Genomic DNA, 22,644 nt, shown 5'->3' on the forward strand with positions numbered 1-22,644 from the left:
GGACGGAATCGTTGGCGATTCCGTCCCTTTGGCGTATCCCCGGTAAAGTCATTCCCATGAATCTTGCCGGAGACAACGAAGTGACCATGACCAATGTTCGTGCCGAAAAGGTTCGCGAAGTGGCCCGACTGGCCACCCGCACGGGACGCGCCCGCAGCGGCGAGTTCCTGACCGAGGGCCCACAGGCCGTCCGCGAGGCCTTGCGCCTCCACCTTGAAAATGCCGAACATGGCCGGGCACCCGTTGTTCGGGCCGTCTATGCCACCGAAGACTGCCTGGACCGCTATCCGGAACTCGAGGTCATGTCCAACAAGGCCGACGGCATCCATACTCGACTGGTCAGCCAGGAAGTCTTGGCGGCGATGGCCGACACCGTGACACCACAGGGAATCGTGGCCGTGTGCATCATCCCCGAAACCAGCCTGCAGCAGGTAGCTGCCGGCAAGCCCCGCCTCGTGGCCGTATTGTGCCGCGTGCAGGATCCGGGCAACGCCGGCACGATCATCCGGGCAGCGGACGCAGCGGGCGCCGACGCAGTGGTGCTGACCGGGGGAAGCGTGGACGTCTACAACCCCAAGGCCGTGCGTTCCACCGTCGGTTCCGTCTTCCACCTGCCTATCGTCACCAATGTCGATTTGGGTGAAATCCTTGCCGCGTTCAAGGGCCAAGGCAGCACCGTTCTTGCAGCCGACGGCTACGCTGCCGCTGATTTGGATGCGCTCCAGGATGCCAGCGCCGCACGGCGCGCCGGGGCCGGGGCAGCTGCGCCCGAAGGGGAACCGGCGCTGGAAGACCAGACGGTGTGGCTTTTCGGAAACGAGGGCCAGGGCCTGGACGAAGCCGAACTTGCAGGTGCCGACCACCGCGTGGCTGTGCCGCTGTACGGGATCGCCGAATCTCTCAACGTGGGAACCGCTGCGACGATGTGCCTCTATGCCTCGGCACGGGCGCAACGACGCGGTTAGGTCGCCGGCCGCGCAACTGCGCGACGGCGAAACACGCATCCGAGCGCCGTTCCGCTCCCGTGCGTGATCCACATCGAACCCGACATCCTCGGGGCTTCCGCGACGCTTCCCAACGAAGGATAAAGACCATGGCCTACAAACAGATAGTCGCCGCCGCGATCCTGGACTCGCTCGTGTCCCCGAGCCGGCTGCTGGCCGCGCGACGCACCGCGCCGCCGGAGCTGGCGGGAATGTGGGAATTTCCCGGAGGCAAGCTCGAACCCGATGAGACCTGTGAAGACGGGGTGAAGCGCGAACTGGCCGAGGAGCTCGGCATCGAAGTGGCCCTGGGCAGCGAGGTCTTCGGTCCGGTCCCCGAGGGATGGGTGCTCAACGAACGTGCAGCGATGCGCGTCTGGTTTGCCGAGGTCACCGCCGGAACCCCGGACACGCTCGAGGACCACGACCAGCTGGCCTGGGTCGCATTGGAACACGAAGCACTCGAGGCCCTGGAATGGATACCTGCAGACCTTCCCATCGTCCGCGCGGTCCTGGCCGACACCTTGGCAGGTGCCACCCGGTGATCCTGTTCACCGGTTTTGAACCCTTCGGCGACAGGGACTCAAACCCCTCGATGTCCATCGCACGCCAAGCCGCGAGCATTCTGGAGCAGCAGGGGATTGCGACCATTGCCGCGGAACTGCCCTGCGTGTTTGCCACGGCCCCGGCGATGCTCGAAGAGCTGTTGGCCACCTGGCAGCCACGCGTGGTGATCAGCCTCGGGCTCGCCGAGGGCCGCGGAGCACTGGGTCTGGAAAAGGTCGCCATCAACCACCTGGACGCCCGGATCGCAGACAACGCCGGGAACCAACCCATCGACCTGCCGGTATTGGCGGGAGGGCCGGCCGCGTACTTCTCGGGCCTTCCGCTGAAAGCCGCCCTGCAGGCACTACGGGACCCGTCCACCGAACTCGGCGACGTCGAGGCCGAGATCTCCTATTCCGCCGGGACCTTTGTCTGCAACCAGGTGTTCTATTCCCTGATGCACCACGCCGGAAGGGCGCCGGGGCTCCGCGCAGGGTTCATCCATGTTCCCTGGATGGATCCCGCCTCCCCCCGGATCGCGATCCATGCCCGGGCCGTGGCATGCGTGGCACAGCTGGCCTTGGCCGGTGCCACCGAACCAAGGCTTGGCGCCGGCACGGAGTATTAGGCACCCGCCCCCGGCGATGGTTCATCGGCGCTGAGTTCCCAGCGGATCTCGAGCGTCACCGAGAGCTGCCGCCGGCCGGCAACCACCGGCATGGACTCCGCCGCAAATTGGGTCGACTTGGTGCGTTGTAGCGGCAGCACTGGTTCGCCGGCGACCTCTCGGACCAGTAGCACGGGCCCGAGCCGTGCTCCGGCGAGCGAGGCCAGGTGCTCTGCCTTGGAACGTGCATCGGCGAAAGCCGATTCCCTGGCGGCCCGCAAGGCGTCGGCGGCGTCGGAAACCTCGGCATTCATCGAGTGGATCCGCAACGCGTCCCCGCCGGCGGCCACGGCGGCCGCCAACACCCAGGTCACGTTGTCCGTCGTCAGCTCGGAGGCCTCGATGTTGGTTTCGGCATCGTAGCCATCCAGCACGGATTCCTCGTTGCGCCAGGCGTTGCGGGCGGCCAGTGCGATTCCCGTGGTTGCCAGGTTTGCCCCCGGGGCGGCAACCAACACTGACTCGATGACGTCCCTGGCACGCTCCGAGGCAAGCCCGAAGGCCTCCGCAGCTTGCGCATGGTGAACCTGGACGGTGAGGGAGATGCCCATGACGTCGGGTACTGCAGTCGCGGAGGCTGTCCCGCGCACCGTGATGGCCGGTGTGCGCCTCATGCCGGAGTTCCCTTGGTCGTGCGTGCAGTTGCCGTTGCGAGGCGAAGACCCCGTCGCAGGCCGGCTGCCACCACGGGGAGCAGCTTGCGTACCGGCCGTTCACGATAGCCGCCGGCCTGCAGATCGGCGGCGCGTTCAAAGATGTTCCGCGATGCCGGATCCGAGGTGCGCAGCCACGAATAGCCGGCCGCCGCAAAGTACAGGGGGATGAAGGGGAGTCCCAGGCACAAGGCGTATTGGGTGGCATGTGTTTCCTCGTGGGACAGCAACGCGGGGCGCTGGGCCGGCGTGCCAAGGGAAGGGCGGAAAAAAACCACGTTGCCCACGGTGAAGGCTCCCGCCTTGGGAAGCACCGGAGTGTAGTTGCGCGCATAGAGGATTCCCCGCGCACCGCCTTCGATGTTGCATCCGGTGCCGGCGGCCAGCAGCAGGCCGCTGATGGTGCTCAGGTTCAGCCAGTTGGCGACCTCGCGTGTGCGCTCCCAGGTGTCCATGGTTCCCCAGTGTAATCCCGGAGCCCACGCAAAGGCGGGTGGGGAGCCCATGCGGCAATTCTCGGCCAAGGCAATCCAACCATTAGTGTTGACTATTGAACCGGGAGCATCGTTGCAGATCAATGCCCCGAACGTGGAGGAGAATACATGAAGAAGATCGTATCCGTCATTGGAATCATGGTGGCGCTGATGTTGAGCCTGACCGGGTGCATAAAGATGGATGTGGATCTGGTCGTCTCGAGTCCGGAAGAGGCCAGCCTCGACATGGTGGTGGCATTCGACAAGCGCGTTGCCGGCGACATCTCGGTCGAGGAGCTTATGACCCAGATGGGTACCACCGAGGAGGAATTCTTCCTGGGCATCCCCGCGGAGGCACAAAAGGCGCCATACGACGAGGAAAACTTCAAGGGCTACGTCTTCAGCATCGAGAACCAATCGCTGACCAAGTTGGGCGACCTTTCCGGCAGGCTTGGCCCGAAGGTCAACATCGAATACCGCGACGACCTGTACCACTTCTCCGCCCGGGGACTTGCCGGGACCGACACCTCGAGCCTGAGCGAGTCCACGATGACCGTCACCTTCCCGGGGGAGGTCACCTCCGCCAGCGCCGGGGCACACATCGAGGGCAACACCGTGAGCTTCGACATGCGCGAAGCCACCGGCGAGATGACAGCCGTGGCCAAGCCCAAGGACAACACTCCGATCTACCTGTCTCTCGGTTTCGGCGCCCTGGCCCTGCTGGGTGCCGTAGTCGCCGTCGGCACGATGCGCCGCCCCGAGCGCACCGAAGACGTGCACGCCTAATACCGCGCAACGCCGAACTTCGGGGTTCGGCCGCTGAACGCCAAGGGGACCGACAGTCCGGGAAAAACCGGGTTTGTCGGTCCCTTTGGCATGCCTGGGGTGTGCGGCGGAGCGGCGCCTACTGGGCGTCGGCCAGGAATTCGGCAAGGATGGGGCCGGCCGTCTGCGCCCCGCCGCTGCCGTCGCCCACAAACACGGCCACCGCGAGATCTCCCTGCGCGGCGATGGACCATGCGTGGGCATTGCGTTCGGCATCGTATTCCGCCGTGCCGCTCTTGCCGATGATCGCGGGGCCGGGGACGGACTTGAGGTCCTTCAGCGTGCCGTGGTCGACGACCTGGGCCATCATGCCCGAAAGCGCCTTGGCCTCGGCAGCAGTCAACGGGTTCTTGGGCTTGGCGGCGGCATCCGGTTTGGGGTCTACCACCAGGCGGGGGCTGACGGTGGCGCCGTTTTGGACCGAGGCTGCCACCGTGGCCATGCCCAGCGCCGAGGCCTGGACCACTCCCTGGCCGATGCCGTTGGCCGCCAGCTCGGTGCCCGTGGAGTCCTCCGGCACCGACCCCAGGAAGGATGCCGCGCCCGTGGCGGGGCTCATGTTCAGGCCCAGGGAGGCCGCAGCGTCGGCGAGGGCAGGTGCCTTGACCTTGGAAGCGCCCTCAAGGAAGACGGTGTTGCACGATTGCGCCACGGCCTCGGAGAGCGGGATGCTTCCCAGCGCGCTGGAGGGGTAGCCGTCGTAGTTCTTGAACGCCTTGCCGTCCACGCTCATGGTCGCCGGGCAATCCACGCTCGTTGTCGGGGTGTCCCCGGAACGGAGCATGGCCAGTGCTGTGATGACCTTGAAGGTGGAGCCCGGGGCGTACTTGCCCAACAACGCGGTGTTCTGGGCGTTGTCGGTGGGCCCGGCGGCGGCGGCCAGGATGGCCCCGTCGGAGGGACGCACCGCGACCAGCGCGGCGTCGCTGTCCGAGTCGGCGATCAACGACTCGGCAAATTCCTGCAGGTTCCGGTCCAGCGTGGTTTTAAGATCCTTGCCGTCCACCGCTTCCCGCGTCACCAGGGTTGAAACTTCGGCCTTGTCCTGGTTGTAGATGTTGATGCTGTAGCCCCGGGTGCCCGCCAACTCGTCCTGGTAGGCCTTTTGCAGGCCCGACAGTCCGACCCGGTCCCCGGAAGCAACGCTGCCCTTGGAATCTGCGACGATTTCCGCTGTGGCCTCGCCCACCGACCCGAGGATGGCCCGGGCAAAACTCCGGCTCGGGGCCAGCGACTGGGTATCGGGCTGCGCCAGCACGCCGGGGATCGCCTTCAATTGCTGATCGGTGACGGTGCGGTCGGCATCGTCGCGCAGGGTGATGGCCTGGACGAACGCCCGCGGGCCGGAAGCTGCAACCCTCTTGGCATACGGTTCGGCATCGATCTCCAATACCTTGGCGAGCTTGGTGGCCGAGTCCTCCCATTCCGTCTCCCCGATGGCCTCCTTGTTGATCCCGATGCGGAGCACCGGGCGGTCCGTCACCAGGGTTTGGGCGTTGTTGCCCAGGATCTCCCCGCGCTTGGCCGGGGAGTTGCGCTTGGCCACGTACTGACCGGATTCCAGCCCGGGCACGGCCATCGAGGGGGAGTAGCGCACCGCCCAGGTCTTGGTTTCGTTATCGAGTTCCAGCGTTGCCTGCGTCTGGTAGGTCCAGTCGGTGTCGGAGGCATCGACGTCCCACACGGTGTTGTACACGGCCGTGGCGGTCTTGGGTACATCAGAGCCCTCGTCCTCGGTGACGGAGGCGAGGGTGACTGTGCGGGGGATCGATTCCAGCGGCTTGAGCGATTCCGCCAGCTCGGCGCTCGCGGTGGCTGCGTCGCTGCCCGCCAGCGGGACCGAGGCGAGGTCCAGGTCCGCCAGCGAACCGGCCAGGAGTTCGGCGGTGGCATTGGGCGCGGGTGGCGCGGAACACGCCCCGAGGGAGCCGATCATCAGCAGGGCGGCGGCAGGCAGGGCAAGGGTTCGAATTACTCGGGACATGGGACTAACTATTGCCCAACCTTCCCTTGGATGTCCACAACCACGCCCGGAAGGGGCGGAGCCAGTTGCGATTCCAAACCCATCGGGGCTAGCACCTAGAATGGGATGCAGAACCAGAGACACCATCAACAGTGAAAAGGGCCGTAGAACCCCATGTCTGAACCCACGAGCCCGGAAGTGGATGTCATTGACAGCCACGCGCCGGTTGTCCCGCATCCCACCGACGAGGCCGGCATCGACATTGCTGTGCAAGCCGCGCTGGCCGCCTTTGCCGCCGCGAAGAACCTGGACGAGCTGAAGGCGGCACGCCTGGCACACACCGGGGAGAAGTCCCCGCTGTCCTTGGCCAACCGGGAAATCGGCCGCCTCGACAAGTCCGAGAAGGCAGTCGCAGGCAAGCTCCTGGGCGCTTCCCGCGGCCGCGTCAACAAAGCCCTCGCCGGACGCACCGCCGTGCTGGAAGCCGAGGACGCCGCCCGCATCCTCGTCGAGGAGACGGTTGACGTCACCGCCGCCCCGCGCCGCCGCCGTGCAGGTGCCCGCCACCCGCTCTCCACGCTGCAGGACCGCGTGTCCGACATTTTCGTGGGCATGGGCTGGGAAATCGCCGAAGGCCCGGAGATCGAATCCGAGTGGTTCAACTTCGACGCGCTGAACTTCGCCCCGGACCACCCGGCCCGCGAAATGCAGGACACCTTCTTCATCGAGCCCGCCGATTCGCACCTCCTGCTGCGCACCCACACCTCACCGGTCCAGGTGCGTTCGATGCTCGAGCGCGAGCTGCCGATCTACGTGCTGTGCCCGGGACGGGTCTACCGCACCGACGAGCTGGATGCCACGCACACCCCTGTCTTCCACCAGTTCGAGGGCTTGGCCATCGACAAGAACCTGACCATGGCCGATCTGCGCGGCACCCTGGAGCACTTCGCCCGGCAGATGTTCGGCGAGGACGCCTCCATACGCCTGCGCCCGAACTTCTTCCCGTTCACCGAACCCTCGGCCGAGCTGGACATCTGGCACCCGGGTGCCAAGGGTGGCCCGCGCTGGATCGAGTGGGGCGGCTGCGGCATGGTCAACCCCAATGTGTTGCGTGCAGCTGGCATCGACCCGGAGGAATATTCCGGGTTCGCCTTCGGCATGGGCGTGGAGCGGACCCTGATGTTCCGCAACGAGGTCCCCGACATGCACGACATGATCGAGGGCGACATTCGGTTCAGCGAGCACTTCGGGATGGAGATCTAAGACATGCGTATTCCACTTTCATGGCTGCGCGAATACGCGCAGGTACCGGCCGATGCCTCGGCCGAAGACGTCATGGCCGAGCTGGTCAAGGTAGGCCTCGAGGAAGAGGACGTGCACCGTCCCACCGACGAGATCTCCGGCCCCATCGTGGTGGGCCAGGTCCTGTCCATCGTCAAGGAGCAGCAGACCAACGGCAAGACCATCAACTGGTGCCAGGTCCGCGTGGTGCCCGAAGGTGCCACTCAGACCCTGACGAACGAGGGCATCGACCCCTCGGGTGTGCAGGGCATCATTTGCGGCGCCCACAACTTCGTCGAGGGCGACAAGGTCGTGGTGACCCTGCCCGGCGCCGTGCTTCCGGGCGATTTCCGGATCACCCCGCGCAAGACCTACGGCCACGTTTCGGCCGGGATGATCGCCTCCTCCCGCGAGCTGGGCATCGGGGACGACCACGACGGCATCATCGTGCTCTCGGCCCTGGGCCTTGACCCGGAGATCGGCACCGACGCGATGGAACTGCTGGGTCTCTACGACCAGGCGGCGGAAATCAACGTCACCCCGGACCGCTCCTACGCGTTCTCCATCCGCGGGGTGGCCCGCGAATACGCACATGCCACGGGCACCCCCTACACCGACCCTGCCTCGCTGGTCACGGTGGATGCTGCCACCGCACCGGGCCACCCGGTCAAGCTTGCCGATGCCGCCGGCATCTACGGCAAGGACGGCTGCGACAGGTTCCTCACCCGCAAGGTCACCGGAGTGAATCCGGCACTGCCCACCCCGCCGTGGATGGCCAGCCGGCTGAACCTGGCAGGGATGCGCTCGATCTCGCTGGTCGTCGACATTTCCAACTACGTGATGCTGGAGCTTGGCCAGCCGCTGCACTTCTACGACGCGGACAAGCTCACCGGCACCATCACCGTGCGCCGAGCGAACCCGGATGAGACGCTGAAGACCCTCGATGGCAAGGAGCGCAAGCTGCACGCCGAGGACCTGTTGATCACCGACGAATCCGGGGCCATCGGCGTTGCCGGGGTCATGGGCGGGTCGGCCACCGAGGTCTCCGACGCGACGTCCACGGTGCTCATCGAGGCGGCGCACTTCGAGCCGATCTCGATTGCGCGTTCGCGCCGCCGCCACAAGCTTCCTTCCGAGGCCTCGAAGCGCTTCGAGCGCGGCGTGGACTGGAACATCGCCGACGTGGCCGCCCAGCGCGCCGTGGACCTGCTGGTCCAGCTGGCCGGCGGCACCGCCACCACCGAGATCACCGACGAGGGCACCGCGCCCGAAGCCGTGGTCATCGACCTGCCCGCCGGGTTCGCCTCGGCATTGATCGGCATCGACTACACCGAGGAGCAGATCACCTGGGCGCTGGGCGAGATCGGCGCGGAGATTCAGAACGTCGAGTCAGGCTACCGCGTCACCGCGCCGTCATGGCGCCCCGACCTGGCCACCAAGCAGGACCTGGTGGAGGAAATCGCCCGCCTGGTCGGCTACCACCTGATCCCGGCGACGCTGCCCACGGCCCCTCCGGGCCGCGGCTTCTCCCGCGTGCAGGGCCAGCGCCGCCGCGTCGTGGCGGCATTGGCCGACGCGGGCCTGACCGAGGTGCTTTCCTACCCGTTCGTCACCAAGGTGCAGAACAACACCTTCGGTGCCCCCGAGGCCGGGGAGGTTGCGGCCGTGAAGCTGAACAACCCGATGTCCAGTGAGTTCGGCTTCATGCGCACCTCGATCCTGCCGGGCCTGCTGGGCATCGCCCGCCGCAACCACGGCCGCGGCTTCCGCGACCTGGCGCTGTACGAGGCCGGCCAGGTCTTCCTGCCCGGCGAGACCCTGGGCACCGCCACGATCCCGCCGCTGGGGGAGCGCCCCTCCGAGGAGGAACTCGAGGCGCTGTACAACGGGCTGCCGCACCAGCCGACGCACATTGCCGCGGTGCTCACCGGACACGATTCGCCGGTTGCCGCCGCACACGTCCCGCGCGTCTACGACTGGGCCGATGCGCTGGACACCGCCAAGCTGGTCGGTGACGTGCTGGGCGTCGAGGTCGTCGTCTCGCAGGGTTCGCACCAGGCATTCCACCCGGGACGCACCGCGGCCCTGGCGCTTCGCAACGGCACGCACGTCGGCTACGCCGGCGAACTGCATCCGAAGCTGTTGGCCGAGCTGGACTTGCCCGAGCGCACCGTCGCGATGGAAATCAACGCGGACGAGCTCTTCGAGGCCGCTGCCGACGTGATCGTGGCCAAGGAGATCTCTACCTTCCCGATCTCCACCCAGGACGTGGCCCTGGTGGTTGATGCGCACGTGGTGGCGGCAGAGGTGCTCGAGACCCTGCGCGAAGGCGCTGGGGAACTGCTCGAGGACCTTGCACTCTTCGACGTGTACTCGGGCACCGGGATTCCGGAAGGCAAGAAGTCGCTGGCCTTCGGCCTGCGCTTCCGTGCCGCGGATCGCACGCTGACAGCCGACGAAGCTTCCGAGGCGCGTGTTGCCGCGGTGGCACTTGCCGCCGAGCGGTTCGGAGCCGTGCAGCGCTAACGCCCGCCGGCAACACGGGCTACGAAGGCCGGCCACCTCCCGCGAAATCGCGGGCGGTGGCCGGCCTTCGGCGTTCGTTGTATTCGTCGTGTAGATCCTTGATGGCCTCGCGGACAATAGGCTGCGCGACGAGGGTTCCGGCGGTGTATTCCAAGACCCCGGCTTCCAGCCAAGCGAAGATGGAGGCGGATAATTCGCCATACCGTTCCGCTAGCCGGTCCTGGATGTCTTCGCCGAGGGTCAACATGTTCGTTTCCGTGGTGGCCCGTTCAACGGATGGTTGCTTGGAGACGTCAGCAAGGAGGGCCAAGCGTTCCTCGGCCCGTCGAAGGCCTGCCAAGCCGACCGCGGGCTTGGCCTCGGCCCAGATCAGGATCTTGAGGTAGGCGGCCAGCAGGCTGCGGATGGCATCCTGGTTTCGTGGATGCCCGTCATCCAGCAAGGCAATCCCCGCATGCGTGGGATAGGGCTCGCCGCTGTTCTCCGGAACTTCCCCGACATATTCGTCCTCGTCCCAGGCGCATTCGTCTCCAGCGGTTTCGAAGAGCTCCGCTTCGTCCATGGCGGTGAAAAGGTCCATGAAGATCGTGAGCGGAAGCGGGTAGAGTCCCGGGGCCAGCAGGATGGGGCCCGCAGGATCTGTGACCGGAAGCGCCAGCGATGCGGTGGAATTCGGAATGAATTTCCCCTCAATCATCTCGTCCAGGAGATAGGCGGCCCACTGCACGAGCGCTATGCCGTGGCCGTGCCTGGCGGGGATGTCGATCGGGCATTCGCGAGGGGTTCGTCGATGGGCAGAGCCAGGAATCCGCATCAGCACCAGCATGTGCAACAGGCCGAAGTCCTCGCTTCCGGCCGTCCATCGGCCGTTGTCTTGCAGGAAATGCAGGTAGCCATCCAGGCGGTTCAGGGCCTGGCAGGCGACATCACCGGGCAGCCGGCGGATGGACTTGATCATGGTGGCGAATGGTCGGGGGGCCAACGCGTCGGGTGCGTTGAATGGCCAGACATTGGCGTAGGACTCTAGGAGGACAAGCAACCCGTCCCAGTCGTCGTGGGCCTGGCCGTGCGTCACGGTGCGGGATCTCCAGGCGATGTAGGCAGGTTCCAGCCCGTGGAGCCGTTCGATTCCCGAGGCGCGCGACGGGTGGGGGCCGGGTCGCCGTGCTTTCGGTGATTTGCGGTGTTTTCGGCGCAATTGCTTGCTCGTCGTGGTCATGGCCATCCTTGGGGATTCGGTGCGGGAATCCCAGCATGGACCGATCCGCGGGTCGGTGGACCCGTGGCCTGCAGGGCTGTGGATAAGTCGCCAATCCGCCCGGTCGAAGCCCCGGGAACAAACCGCACGCACCCCCGCGAACTGGGGGGGCGTGTTGCCAGCCTGCGGCGTATCCTCAGGCGTTCCCGGCCCCGGTGGCGATCGCCCCGATCCCCACGGCCAACAGCCCCGCGGTAAGTGAGGCGGCGCTGAGGCCGATCAGCAGCGACAGTCGGTTGGGCTTCTCGGGGTTTTTCCCGAGCACCGAGAGAAAGGAGCCGGCGGGCATCAAGATAGCGGCGACCGGGACGCCTGAGCGGGCGATCCAGTCGACCCAGGTCGGGACGTCGAGGTGGTCGGCGAAGGCTAGGATCGCCAAGGACAGAACCAGCAGGACCGCTGCATGGGCGTGCCCTGCCCGGTACCAAGACTTCTGCAGGTCGTTGGCGGGAACCCCGCCGGCGGCGACGCGGACGAGGAAGGCGCCGCCTGATTCGACAGTGATGAGGGCCAGAAGCAGAATTTCGGCGAGGACCAACGTGCTCGGTTCCATGGGGGTGTTTCTTTCGAACCCGTTTGGATAGCTGTACTATCCAACATAGATACCTTAACTATCCAACACAAGGGGTTGCCGCATGCGAATGTCCGAACTTCTCAAGCGCTCCGGGATGCCGCTGGCGACCGTGAAATACTACCTGCGCGAGGGCCTGCTGGCCCCCGGAGAGTCGGTCGGTGCAACAATGGCCGACTACGGCGAAGAGCATGTGCGCCGGCTGGCGCTGATCCGCGCGCTCACCGAGGTCGTGGGGCTGCCGCTGGCAGGGGTGCGCACCATCGTTGGAATCATCGACGAACCGGAGGCCGACCGCTACAGTACTTTGGGACGAGCGATCGCCGTGCTGCCGCCGGCCGTGGAGGCGGACGCACACGGTGACTATCCGCGGGCCCGGGCGGCGTTGGCGGAGATCGGCCAGCTCTGCGACCCCGGCTACGCGGCCGTCGCCCAGCTCGAACGCGCCTTGGCCGCCGCCGAAGCGGCCGGCCTGCCCATGGGGCGCGAACGGCTGCACGGCTACGCACGGCACATCATGGCGATCGCCGAGATCGACATGGCGGAACTGCCCGAAGCCGACACATCGCGGGCCGTGGAGTACTCGGTGCTCGGAACGGCGCTCTACGATCCGATCTTTGCCGCGATGCGGCGCCTGGCCCACCAGGACCTGGCAAGCCGGATGCTGGGCGGAAGCGCGGGGGACCAGACCCGGTAGGCATCGGTGGCCGGGTTCGAAAGCGCCAGCGCACATTCGTTCGTGCCAAGATGGGGGAATGAGCGCAGAAATCCCGGTTGCCGCCCGTGCCACGTCCGTGTGGACCAAGTCCCGCTGGCTGAAGATTCCATATCGCTCTTTTCGATTCGACGTCAGATACGCCGACGGGCGTGAGGAACAAGTCGAGAGTTTGGACAAGGTGCTCCAGGGTGCAAGCTATCCAGCGGATGCGTGGAGCACCCGGAAGGGCGCCGAAAAGGCATGTCCGAAGGAGGGCACCGGAGCCTGGGTTGATTATCCCTACGGGCGGCCGCTGTGAGAACGACCGCCTGGGCTCGGTTCGGCGGGCCAACCCCGAGGCCGGCCACGATCGATCGGTTCACCGGCACCGATCCTGGGCCGGGGCCGTGGCCCCGCTTGCGCCCCTGGCCCCGATCGACCTGTAGCGGAAGGAGAACAGTTTTCGTAGGCTATGCCCATGGCTGCTCCCCAGATCTATGTCAGTTTCCCCGGCACGGCGCGTGAAGCGCTCGGCTTCTATGCGGACGTTTTCGGCGGAAAACTCTCCTTGTACACCTATGAAGAATTTGGCCGAAAGGACGGTCCGCCGGAATCCATCGCCCATGGCGTTCTCGACGGCGTAGTGGCGCTGGCCGGATCGGATGCTGCCACGGGAGGAAAGAGCGTCAAGTTCGAAGGACTCATGCTCTCGTTGCTGGGGACCGCCGGACCGTCCGTCCTCCACGAGTGGTTCGACAAACTCGCAGTTGGCGGGAAGGTGCTGGATCCGCTTTCCCCCAAACCATGGGGAGCCTCCGACGGCCAGGTCATCGACCGCCACGGGCTGCACTGGCTCATCGGATACGAGCCGGATTCGTGAGGGACCAACACTCAACGAGCAATCTCTCTCCGGGCGGCCACGAATATTCATGGCGGCGCGGCCGCGGTTCGCAGGTGGAAAAGCGGTTGGTGGAGCTCGGCAGCGGAATCCGAATCGGCTGCCGCATTTCCGGCCCTGCCGGTGGGCCGCCGATGGTCCTGTTGCACGCGCTCGGGGAACAAGCAGCGAGTTGGTCCGGGGTCGAGGAGCGGTTCGCTTCGCTGTTTCGAGTAGTCAATCTGGATTTGCGCGGGCATGGCGACAGCGATCGGCCGGGCACCTACTCGTTCGAACTCATGCGGGAGGACGTCATCGACGTCCTTGACATCATGGATCTGCGCGACGTGGTGCTGATCGGCCACTCGATGGGCGGCGCTGTCGCATATATGGTTGCCCAAGCGCAGCCGGGTCGCATCGCACGGCTCGTGGTCGAGGACGTCCCGCCGCCGTTCCCCCGGACACGGCCGGTTCCCGAACGCCCCGAGGGAGTCCTGGGGTTCGATTGGGCGGTCGTGCCGGCCATCGTTGAACAGGTTAACGATTCCACTCGCCGCTGGTGGAGGCGACTGCCCGATATCGCATCTCCCACGTTGCTCATCGGAGGCGGTCCCACCAGCCCTGTTCCGCAGGACCTACTCGTGGAGGTCGCAGGGCTCATCCCCGAGTGCGCTCTCGTCACCATACCCACTGGTCACAACGTTCACGAGACGCGTCCGAGCGAATTTGCCGACACTGTCCTGCGGTGGTTGGACGGCACCGGCATTTTCCCGAACCATAGGCCGGCACTGTAGGTTGCTATCCCACGGACGCTGCCCTTTCACCGACATCCAGCGGATGTGCAAACCATTTTCCGCGGGGGAGGCCCCCGGACGCGGCGCCCTGCAAGATCGGGACGACCACCTCACGCCTGGCATCGGGGAAACGCGTTCATTGCCCGGCCGGGTAGCATCGGAGGTGCGAATCATGGCACCTCCGGGAGAGTGCCCCGCAACATTCCCGCCGCCAAGATCCAAGGAATCCGATGCCGTTCAACAAAAAAACGCTCAAAGACGACGGATTCACCGGATTCCGCCCCATCACGGACCTTGAAATCAATCGGATTCCGCAGCGTCAGGGGATATTCGTTGTGTTGCGGCCCGAGGGGTTTGAGCCGCGGTTCCTCACCAAAAGCACGGCCGGAATTTTCAAGAAGAAGAATCCATCCCTGCCCATGGCCGGGCTCACCGCTGAATGGGTTGAGGACGCAGATGTCCTCTTCATTGGCAAGGCCAGCCCCGGCAGTAAGGGCAACCGCGGGCTTCGACGCCAGATCCAAGAATTTTTGGACTTTGGAAATGGAAAGCCGCCGGGACACTGGGACGGCCGGCTGATCTGGCAGTTGGCGGAAACAGGAGCCCTTCTCATGGCATGGAAGGAGCTACCTGCGGAGGAGCTCAATGCGGCCCAGGCAAACTACCATGCCGAGTTCCGCCAATTGCACGGTAGGTTGCCGTTCGCCAATCTCGTCCAGGCCCGCGCCTAAAACGCGTCTCCGCTGAATGCCGCGCACGGCAAAACGTTCGCGCCCGCATTGGTCCGCCCGCAAGGGAAGACCCTGCCCCGCTCGGCGAGGATCTGCAAGGGCAATTTTGGAAATGCGACGACAGTTTTCCAGGAGGGGTAGCACCCCCTCCCGCCTTCAGGATAGCGCCGCGAGGGGGTCTTGCAGCAAGACCCGTGCTGTGGAATACACTGCTCTGGCGTGCCCGTCAGCACAGCATCACGCGAAGAGGATGGGATGGGATGGCAGACGTAATCATCGTGGGAAGTGGACCGGCCGGCATGATGCTGGCTGGTGAGTTGGCACTGGCTGGTATTGACGTGGCGATCATGGAGCGGCGTCCGACAGGGGCCTTGACGGAATCCCGTGCGGGCGGCTTTCACTGTCGCACCATTGAGATCCTTGACCAGCGGGGCATCGCCGGTCGATTCCTGGACGAGGGCACGACCGTGCAGACGGCCCGATTCGGAAAGTCGGTTCTGGATATCAGCGACTTTCCGACGCGGCACCCTTACGGGCTCGGCCTGTGGCAGAGCCGCATCCAACCAATCCTCGAAGACTGGATCAAGGAGCTCGGGGTGCCCGTCCATCGCCGTCATGAGGTGGTTGGCTTCATCCAGGACGAGACCGGCGTCGAAGTCGAGACCGCCGACGGCGCAAAGATCCGGGCCGCGTTTCTTGTCGGCGCGGACGGTGGCCGCAGCGTGGTCCGCAAGTGCGCCGGTATCGACTTCCCCGGCTGGGACGCGACCCGGAGCAACCTGATCGCCGAAGTGGAAGCAACCGATGAAGTACCCTCCGGTACGCACTTGGATGAGTCCGGGGTCCACGGCTTCAGTTTGATGCCGGACGGGCGTACCTATCGTGTCATCACGACGGAGCGACAGGTCGGTTCGAGGCAGGATCCCACCCTGGGTGACCTGAGCGATTCCCTGACCTGGGCGTATGGAACAGACTTCGGAGTGCATACACCGACCTCTATCTCCAGATTCACCGACGCCACCCGGCAGGCAGCAACCTATCGCAAGGGCCGGGTGCTGCTGGTCGGGGACGCCGCTCACGTTCACTATCCCGCAGGCGGCCAGGGGATCGGCTTGGGCCTGCAGGACGCAGTCAACCTTGGGTGGAAGCTCGCACAGGTGGTCAATGGCCTCTCACCCGAGTCCCTTCTGGACACCTACCACGCGGAGCGACACCCCGTCGGTGGTCGCGCGCTCAAGCATTCGATGGCGCAAACAGCCCTGCAACGCGCCGATGCCCGAACCGAGGCGCTCGCCGAGACCGTCGAGGAACTCATGTCGATGGATGAGCCTCGGCGGCACGTTGCCGCACTGATCCACGGACTCGACATCACCTACGACTTAGGGGAGGGGCACCCGCTTCTCGGACGTCGCATGCCGGATCTTGATCTCGATACGGCAAACGGTCCGACCCGTGTCTTCACGCTGCTCCACGATGCAAAGCCGGTCCTGCTAACACTCGACGGTCTGAGCCACTTCGAGATCGAACCCTGGGCCGATCACGTCCAACAGGTCGAGGCCCGGTATACCGGCCCGTGGCGACTGCCCCTCCTGGGTGACGTGACGCCTCCTACCGCCGTGCTAATCCGCCCGGACGGATATGTTGCCTGGGTTGGGCAAGGAACTGCCCAGAACCTGACGGACGCGCTATGCCGCTGGTTCGGCCCTGGGCTGCCAGCGCGATAACGATCGTTTCACGGACCAGGTAGCGCGAGTTTGCCCTCGGGATCCTTCAGCGGGACTCAGCTACCGGGGGTGTACCTCGTCCATCCAGCGAGCGGAGATAGGCCGCGTTCCCACTGATCGCCGACTTGTATCTATCGATGTCCGGAGAGCGAACGAAGTCCACCACGACATCAAGCAGCGAAGCAATGGCTTCATCTGGTCGGCCTGCTGCGTGGAGGGTGATTGCTTCGAACACCCCCAGCGATGGGGACCCGGGAAACTCAGTGCGAGCTGTCGCGAAGACCGCGCTGGACTTTGCGTACTGTCCCACGTTTCGCAAGGTTGACCCGTATTGGACATAGCAACGGCGGAGCAGATCGCCCTTGAGGCCAGCAGCGAGGGCGTTCTCGTAAAATCCAAGGGCTGTTTCTTCCTTGCCAGCAGTGTCATATGCCCCTCCGACTTCGTAGAGCACTCGCGCATTCCCGGGATTCGAAGCAAGCAGGGGAAGCAACGCATCGATGGTCGGCTGCATGTTCGCCCGGTCTCGGGCAGCGAAGATCCTGTCCAGCTCCTTGTCTAAAGTCATGCCGCTCAGTCTTGCACATGCAGCATCCGCTGGTCTGTGGGCGACCGAATCACCCCTTGACGACCGGGAGACGCCGGGATCTATAGACTGTGGAATTCCGATAGCGGAACCTTCCGCAGGACAAAACCCACCGCGTGACGCGAGCCTCAAATGGAAAGCATCTCGTGGGAGCGGGACAGAATCGCCATGCGACTCGGTGCGGTGGCAGGATGCCCGCTGGCCCATTGGCCGGGCCTTCAATCCATGTTGGCCAATATGGAAGTGCTTGTCCCCTTGTTACACGGGAGGTTACCCATCCTCAAGAACAAGTCCTTTGACGCGGCGGACGCCGAGTCCTGATTCGCGATGGCCCCGTCCAGCCCGCGCTCCAGAGAGTCATTCGTCCCACCCTCGGCGTAAGAGCATGGCCAATGCCTCGTATTCACCAGCTCAAGTTTTACCGGATCTTGTGCCAGCCAGCTCGTTGGGGTAACAACGGAAGTTGTTGCTAGTGTCATTAATGGTGATCGTTCTCCTTTAGTGGTTGTCGCCGTTGAAGCCTCTCCAACGGTTTCGAGGGCGCTTTCTGTTGAAGGAACGATAAAACGATGCCGGTGAAAATCTTTGGCTGATGATCGACGCGGGGGTAAAAATATGACGATTCGGGCAAGGGGACGTCTCGCTGCGGTTGCTTCCGGGCTGGTTCTTGCCCTGGTCGCGGCCGGGTGCACCGCAGCGGATCCGGGGGACGACGCCGGCGCTGTCGGTGCCAAAGCGCAGGAGAACCAAGACAGCGTTGTGTTGGCCGGGGCCGAGGCTGGCATCGGCCAGATCGGCGGCAACCCCGCGGAGATGGCGCTGAAAGCCAGCGAGGCGTTCTTCGAAAAGGCACCCGCAGTCGTCGTGCTGGGCAATGACGGCGGGCAGGAAGCCGCCGCCGGTCAGGCCCGCGCACTCGGCGTCCCGCTGCTCGTGGCACCTGGCGACGCACCGGACGAAGCAACGGAGCGGCAAGATTTCTCCGCCGAGCTGGAGCGTCTGGGCGCACGTACCCTCATTGCCCACGGAACTGTGCCGGATTCACTGGCGGGGAATCTGGAAGTTGTCGACGGGGCGGCACCCGATGCCGATCTGCCAGACATTGACCCGGTCGAGGGAACCACGGATTCCGGCTTCGCCGTCGTCGTTCGCTCGGGGGAAGAAGCCGCGGAAGCGGCAGGTCCGGCACTGGTCACGGCCCAAGCCGCAGGGGCCGAGCTCCACACCATGGCCTCGCCTGACCCACGGGCTGCGAAGAACCAGAAATTTTTCCAAGAACACGCGGACTCGGAGCTGTACGCGATCGGCGGCGGCTTCGGGAAAGCCGCGGATTTCTCTGCCCTGGCGGCAACGGCTGCCGGAGGAATGCAACTTCCAGGCGGCGGGCAGATCGTGTTTCCGGACCGGCGCATGGTCGCGCTGTACGGGACCCCCGGGACGGCTTCACTGGGTCTGCTCGGCGAACAGGACGTCGATGGGGCCATCAAGCTCGCCAAAAAGTACGCCGCGGAGTACCAGCCCTTTAGCAAGGAGAAGGTCGTGCCGGCCTTCGAGATCATCTCGACAGTCGCCGCGGCGTCCGCGGGCAAGGACGGGAAGTACTCCAGCTACGTTCCCGTGGAACGACTCGAGTCCTGGGTGAAGGCGGCCGAGAAAGCAGGGGTATACGTGGTTCTTGACCTGCAACCGGGTCGCAACGACTTCCTGACCCAGGCCAAGCACTATGAAAAGTTGCTGGCCTACCCCAACGTCGGCATTGCCTACGACCCCGAGTGGCGGCTCAAGCCCGGCCAGCGTCACATGGTCCAAATCGGTTCCGTGGATGCCGCTGAGCTCAACCGCACCAACGATTGGTTGGCTGCGCTGACGCGCAAGCACCACCTGCCGCAGAAGGTCGTCATCCTGCACCAGTTCAAGTTGAGCATGATCCGCAACCGATCCGCGCTGGATACTTCGCACCCCGAACTTGCGATGGTCTTGCATGCAGACGGCAACGGCACGCCGGGGATGAAGATGGAGACGTGGAAGAGCCTGCGCCGTGACCTGCCCGACGGCATCAGGATGGCGTGGAAGAACTTCATCGACGAGGACTCCCCAACGTTCACACCGAAGCAGACCTTCGACATCGATCCGAAGCCATGGTTCGTTTCCTACCAGTAGGCCGTACGATCACACCCGGAGGGGGGCCTTCCAGAGAAGGGTTTCGGATGGCATTTCCAGTCCCTGCCCGCCAGCTTCGAATGTATTCGGGGGCGAACCAAAAAGCCATGAGACCAACAACGGCGACCGCCGAACCCGAAATCAACAGGGCCGCACCAAGGCCGAATGCTGCGAGAAAGCACCCCGCCAGCACAGCAAATCTTATCTGTCTGGTTGTCTTTGGCGTCGACGCCAGGAACACTTGTCGAAAGATTTTTGGACGTTAACCAAGCTGCACCTTGCATGTTTTTCCAGTTGGTTCTCCATCGAGAGTGAACTCAATGCGTAGGAATCGGGCAGCAGCAGGAGGTTCCGGAAGATACACCCAGGTGGCATCCCAATCGGTCCCGCTTCCTGCGACTTGTCCGGCAGACCATCGATAGATGGTTCCTAAATCATCCGAGATATCCGCTCCAACAGGGCCAAGAACTAGCTGACCGGGCATCGCCGGTGCGTCTCCGGCTGCTTCCGCCCCATCACGTTCCCTCAGGTTTGCCCACTGCGATATTTCCTTGACGTGGTGTTCGTCGCGGCGCTGGGTTTCGGGACTGCGGATCCCTTCAAGGTGGAGTCTTGTTCCCTGTTTTCCCAACCATTCAGTTGCGGAAAACGGAGCGTCGGCAATCGACTCAACCCCGGCGAACCGCACGTCCACACCATCCTTGGTTGCCACGATGAGATCCCCTGGGGCTGAAATGATTGTCATCATGTGACCACCCTAGCGTGTGGTTTTCGACGCCGAATGTAGCATCCCAGCTCGGTGTGATCCGTAAGATTGTTCCATGAGTAGCAAACGATGGGCTGTTGAAACTGTCCGCGATGAAATCCTCTCCGCAATCGCCGAAGTCCGCACCGTTGCTCGCTCCGAAAGCGACAAGCAGCGGAGCCACGCTGCCGACTGGCTCCACGAGCTGTTCGTCGGCGTCGCGGACAGGCGCGGTCTCCGTGCGGCCGCTGCAAAAGCCTTCAGCTTGTATGGCGGGACGGGGTCGTTTTCCGACGTCGGGTCGGCCGAGTCGGCTCACGCGGTCGACAGGTTGGCCAAGGGCCTCCGGCGTGGGCGTTTCTGGTTACTGCGCCACTCTTGACGAGATGATGAGACTCTTCGCAAATTGAATTGACGACTGGCACCGGGAGGGTCCGGCGGAATCGGGGATCACTGACCAGGCCGGGACGAACCGGAGTCGACGGCGTTGCTGTCGTGTCATGGTCCACCCGCCGAATCACTGTGTCGCAAGGAATCCAGTCATGCGCCATGGCCGTCCTGTAATGGGAACCAGTTGGGGAATTGGACTTTCAGAATATTGAAAGAGGATCGTCCCGAAAGCTTAATTTCGGGTGAGTGTGTCGTTCCTATTTTTATTCGTGGGAATGCGGGAAGGCTGTTAGCCTCATATAAATGAGCCCCCCCATTCTGAGGTCCGGAGGAATTGGTTTATGACGCAGGACACCGATTACGACAGCTTTGCCGAAGCGTACTCGACTGAAAATGAAACCAGTCTGATCAATGGATTCTACGAACGGCCGGCGATGATCAAACTCGCAGGGGATGTCCGTAATCGTCGAATTCTAGATGCTGGCTGCGGTTCCGGGCCGCTGACGAAGGCGCTCCGTGATCGCGGCGCCAGCGTGACAGGATTTGACTCCAGTGAAGCAATGATCAGCCTTGCCCGGAAAAGACTTGGTGCGGAAGCAGATCTGCTGACAGCCGACCTCGGCCAGCCGCTGCCATTCGCCGAGGAAACGTTCGATGACGTGATTTCCTCGCTGGTTTTTCACTATTTGCAAGACTGGCTGAGTCCGCTACAGGAGATACGGCGAGTACTGCGACCCGGAGGCCGACTCATCATGTCTGTCAACCATCCGATCCTCTACCCATGGACCAACCCCGGTTCCGACTACTTCAAGCTCACGAAGTATTCAGATGAGCACACGTTCAATGGCCAACCGGCGATCCTCACATATTGGCATCGACCATTGCACGAAATGACGGACGCATTTGCCAAGGCCGGATTCCAGATCGAGGTAGTCAGTGAACCACCGTTCTCTGCCGATGCGCCCCCGGAACTCATCCCGCCTCAATTCGAAGGCAGGGAATCGTTCTTGAGCTTTATTTTCTTCGTGCTGCGTGCGAAATGACGGTGTTTCTCTCAAGCTTCGGCAAGTGGGAACCAGGAAGTTCATTGGGATCCGGATAACGGAACGGAACCCTCAAGGCCCCGATACTTAAGAAGTTCTGATTCGCAGGAAAATACGGTGTCACGCGGGACCGGACCACCGAGGGCGCTTCTTACCGCACACGAATTGCAGGCCAGCGCCGCATCCCAGCGGGGGAAACCGAACCCTAGAATTCCTCACCGTCGGCGACGACTGCCGAGGCGGGTCCGACGATGTGCGGGTCGGGGGCCCCCACGAGCTCGTGATCCTTGCCCTCGTAGTCGAAGAGGCTCAGCACGTGGCGCATTGCCTCGAGCCTGGCGCGCTTCTTGTCATTGGACTTCACCACGGTCCACGGTGCCCAATCGGTATCCGTGCTGCGGAAGGTCTCTTCCTTGGCCTCGGTGTAGGCGTCCCACTTGTCCAGCGAGGCGAGGTCGGTGGGGGAAAGCTTCCACTGCCGAACCGGGTCGATCTGGCGGATGGTGAAGCGGGTGAGCTGTTCGCGGCGGGAAACCGAGAACCAGAACTTCACCAGAACGATCCCGTCATCAACCAGCTGCCGCTCGAAGGCAGGTGCCTGGTGCATGAACCTGTCGAATTGCTCCCGGGTGCAGAAGCGCATCACGCGTTCGACGCCGGAACGGTTGTACCAGGAGCGGTCGAAGAGGACCATTTCCCCGGCGGCCGGCAGGTGGGCGATGTAGCGCTGGAAGAACCACTGGGTGGATTCGCGTTCACTGGGCTTTTCCAATGCCACGACGCGGGCCCCGCGCGGGTTCAAATGCTCGGTGAACCTCTTGATGGTCCCGCCCTTGCCGGCGGCGTCGCGGCCCTCGAAGAGCACCACGAGTCGGCGCCCGGTGGCTTTGACCCAGACCTGCAGCTTGAGCAGCTCGATCTGCAACAACCGCTTTTCCAGGTCGTACTGGGCACGGTCCATGCGCGAGGAGTACGGGTAGCCCTCCCGCCAGGTGTCCACGACTTCGCCGGTGGAGGTCAACAGGACCGGGTCGTCATCATCGTCGTCGCGGACGGAGTAGCCGTGGGCGGCCAAATCAAGCAATTGCATGGGGTTGACCGTATCCGCGCGCCATGAACGGAAGATGAACATTGGGTGCCCGGAAGGGGGT

The 22,644-nt window shown here is 64.1% G+C and carries 23 protein-coding genes; 15 read left to right on the top strand and 8 right to left on the bottom strand.

The features are described 5' to 3' along the window. Positions 1-56: 56 nt before the first annotated feature. From ABD687_RS20455 to ABD687_RS20465, 3 genes are all read left to right on the top strand, one after another. Positions 57-965: a TrmH family RNA methyltransferase gene (locus ABD687_RS20455; protein WP_377700264.1), complete on the top strand. Its 909-nt coding sequence runs from the start codon at positions 57-59 to the stop codon at positions 963-965. A 128-nt stretch (positions 966-1,093) separates the two neighbouring features. Next, on the top strand, positions 1,094-1,528 hold the full coding sequence (locus tag ABD687_RS20460) for a (deoxy)nucleoside triphosphate pyrophosphohydrolase (RefSeq protein ID WP_302262537.1): 435 nt from the start codon (positions 1,094-1,096) through the stop codon (positions 1,526-1,528). Further along, on the top strand, positions 1,525-2,157 hold the full coding sequence (locus tag ABD687_RS20465) for a pyroglutamyl-peptidase I (RefSeq protein WP_310288409.1): 633 nt from the start codon (positions 1,525-1,527) through the stop codon (positions 2,155-2,157). The genes ABD687_RS20460 and ABD687_RS20465 overlap by 4 nt, the downstream gene beginning before the upstream one ends. On the opposite strand, the gene ABD687_RS20470 is transcribed toward ABD687_RS20465, so the two are convergent. Then, positions 2,154-2,810, bottom strand: coding sequence for an SIMPL domain-containing protein (locus tag ABD687_RS20470; protein WP_310288406.1), 657 nt, complete (start codon positions 2,808-2,810; stop codon positions 2,154-2,156). The genes ABD687_RS20465 and ABD687_RS20470 overlap by 4 nt on opposite strands. Next, positions 2,807-3,355: an eCIS core domain-containing protein gene (locus ABD687_RS20475; protein ID WP_310288403.1), complete on the bottom strand. Its 549-nt coding sequence runs from the start codon at positions 3,353-3,355 to the stop codon at positions 2,807-2,809. Before ABD687_RS20475 ends, ABD687_RS20470 begins: the two co-directional genes overlap by 4 nt. A 96-nt stretch (positions 3,356-3,451) precedes the next feature. Between ABD687_RS20475 and ABD687_RS20480 the strand changes: the two genes are divergently transcribed. Continuing rightward, the gene (locus tag ABD687_RS20480) at positions 3,452-4,108 is read left to right on the top strand and encodes an LppM family (lipo)protein (protein ID WP_264270281.1); all 657 of its coding nucleotides are present in this window, start codon (positions 3,452-3,454) and stop codon (positions 4,106-4,108) included. Positions 4,109-4,226: 118 nt separating this feature from the next. On the opposite strand, the gene ABD687_RS20485 is transcribed toward ABD687_RS20480, so the two are convergent. Beyond that, positions 4,227-6,131: a penicillin-binding transpeptidase domain-containing protein gene (locus tag ABD687_RS20485; protein WP_310288400.1), complete on the bottom strand. Its 1,905-nt coding sequence runs from the start codon at positions 6,129-6,131 to the stop codon at positions 4,227-4,229. Between the two features lie 153 nt (positions 6,132-6,284). Here ABD687_RS20485 and pheS point away from each other — a divergent pair, with 153 nt between their 5' ends. Next, the gene (pheS, locus tag ABD687_RS20490) at positions 6,285-7,373 is read left to right on the top strand and encodes a phenylalanine--tRNA ligase subunit alpha (protein ID WP_264270279.1); all 1,089 of its coding nucleotides are present in this window, start codon (positions 6,285-6,287) and stop codon (positions 7,371-7,373) included. A 3-nt stretch (positions 7,374-7,376) separates the two neighbouring features. After that, positions 7,377-9,917, top strand: a complete 2,541-nt coding sequence (pheT, locus tag ABD687_RS20495; protein ID WP_310288396.1) for a phenylalanine--tRNA ligase subunit beta — start codon at positions 7,377-7,379, stop codon at positions 9,915-9,917. A 19-nt stretch (positions 9,918-9,936) separates the two neighbouring features. On the opposite strand, the gene ABD687_RS20500 is transcribed toward pheT, so the two are convergent. After that, on the bottom strand, positions 9,937-11,136 hold the full coding sequence (locus ABD687_RS20500) for a hypothetical protein (RefSeq protein ID WP_302262530.1): 1,200 nt from the start codon (positions 11,134-11,136) through the stop codon (positions 9,937-9,939). A gap of 175 nt (positions 11,137-11,311) precedes the next feature. Further along, positions 11,312-11,728, bottom strand: coding sequence for a hypothetical protein (locus ABD687_RS20505; protein ID WP_310288392.1), 417 nt, complete (start codon positions 11,726-11,728; stop codon positions 11,312-11,314). An 82-nt stretch (positions 11,729-11,810) separates the two neighbouring features. Between ABD687_RS20505 and ABD687_RS20510 the strand changes: the two genes are divergently transcribed. The 6 genes from ABD687_RS20510 (at position 11,811) to ABD687_RS20535 (ending at position 16,569) form a co-directional block, all read left to right on the top strand. Further along, positions 11,811-12,443, top strand: a complete 633-nt coding sequence (locus tag ABD687_RS20510; protein WP_302262528.1) for a MerR family transcriptional regulator — start codon at positions 11,811-11,813, stop codon at positions 12,441-12,443. A gap of 58 nt (positions 12,444-12,501) precedes the next feature. After that, positions 12,502-12,762 carry a hypothetical protein gene (locus tag ABD687_RS20515; protein ID WP_264270274.1) on the top strand — a complete coding sequence of 87 codons (261 nt, stop codon included), beginning with the start codon at positions 12,502-12,504 and terminating at the stop codon, positions 12,760-12,762. Between the two features lie 159 nt (positions 12,763-12,921). Continuing rightward, positions 12,922-13,323, top strand: a complete 402-nt coding sequence (locus tag ABD687_RS20520) for a VOC family protein (RefSeq protein ID WP_302262527.1) — start codon at positions 12,922-12,924, stop codon at positions 13,321-13,323. A 74-nt stretch (positions 13,324-13,397) separates the two neighbouring features. Further along, positions 13,398-14,114: an alpha/beta fold hydrolase gene (locus ABD687_RS20525; RefSeq protein WP_310288385.1), complete on the top strand. Its 717-nt coding sequence runs from the start codon at positions 13,398-13,400 to the stop codon at positions 14,112-14,114. Positions 14,115-14,344: 230 nt separating this feature from the next. Further along, complete coding sequence (locus tag ABD687_RS20530; RefSeq protein ID WP_264270271.1) at positions 14,345-14,845, top strand: hypothetical protein; 501 nt, start codon at positions 14,345-14,347, stop codon at positions 14,843-14,845. Between the two features lie 260 nt (positions 14,846-15,105). Continuing rightward, complete coding sequence (locus ABD687_RS20535; RefSeq protein ID WP_310288382.1) at positions 15,106-16,569, top strand: FAD-dependent monooxygenase; 1,464 nt, start codon at positions 15,106-15,108, stop codon at positions 16,567-16,569. Between the two features lie 46 nt (positions 16,570-16,615). Here ABD687_RS20535 and ABD687_RS20540 read toward each other — a convergent pair whose 3' ends face one another. After that, a complete protein-coding gene (locus ABD687_RS20540; RefSeq protein WP_310288380.1) occupies positions 16,616-17,137 on the bottom strand; it encodes a tetratricopeptide repeat protein in 522 nt (173 codons plus the stop codon). A gap of 633 nt (positions 17,138-17,770) precedes the next feature. Between ABD687_RS20540 and ABD687_RS20545 the strand changes: the two genes are divergently transcribed. Further along, positions 17,771-19,315: a hypothetical protein gene (locus ABD687_RS20545; protein WP_310288378.1), complete on the top strand. Its 1,545-nt coding sequence runs from the start codon at positions 17,771-17,773 to the stop codon at positions 19,313-19,315. Positions 19,316-19,577: 262 nt separating this feature from the next. Here ABD687_RS20545 and ABD687_RS20550 read toward each other — a convergent pair whose 3' ends face one another. Then, positions 19,578-20,063 carry a hypothetical protein gene (locus tag ABD687_RS20550; RefSeq protein ID WP_310288376.1) on the bottom strand — a complete coding sequence of 162 codons (486 nt, stop codon included), beginning with the start codon at positions 20,061-20,063 and terminating at the stop codon, positions 19,578-19,580. A 73-nt stretch (positions 20,064-20,136) separates the two neighbouring features. Between ABD687_RS20550 and ABD687_RS20555 the strand changes: the two genes are divergently transcribed. Both ABD687_RS20555 and ABD687_RS20560 read left to right on the top strand, forming a co-directional pair. Continuing rightward, on the top strand, positions 20,137-20,442 hold the full coding sequence (locus ABD687_RS20555) for a DUF6966 domain-containing protein (protein ID WP_310288373.1): 306 nt from the start codon (positions 20,137-20,139) through the stop codon (positions 20,440-20,442). A gap of 349 nt (positions 20,443-20,791) precedes the next feature. Continuing rightward, positions 20,792-21,493: a class I SAM-dependent methyltransferase gene (locus ABD687_RS20560; RefSeq protein WP_310288370.1), complete on the top strand. Its 702-nt coding sequence runs from the start codon at positions 20,792-20,794 to the stop codon at positions 21,491-21,493. 205 nt (positions 21,494-21,698) lie between these two features. Here the strand turns inward: ABD687_RS20560 and ppk2 are convergent, their stop codons facing one another. Next, a complete protein-coding gene (ppk2, locus tag ABD687_RS20565) occupies positions 21,699-22,583 on the bottom strand; it encodes a polyphosphate kinase 2 (RefSeq protein ID WP_310288367.1) in 885 nt (294 codons plus the stop codon). Positions 22,584-22,644 lie beyond the last annotated feature (61 nt).

Origin of the sequence: Paeniglutamicibacter sulfureus, from assembly GCF_039535115.1 — a bacterium.
Classification (GTDB): Bacteria; Actinomycetota; Actinomycetes; order Actinomycetales; family Micrococcaceae; genus Paeniglutamicibacter; species Paeniglutamicibacter sulfureus.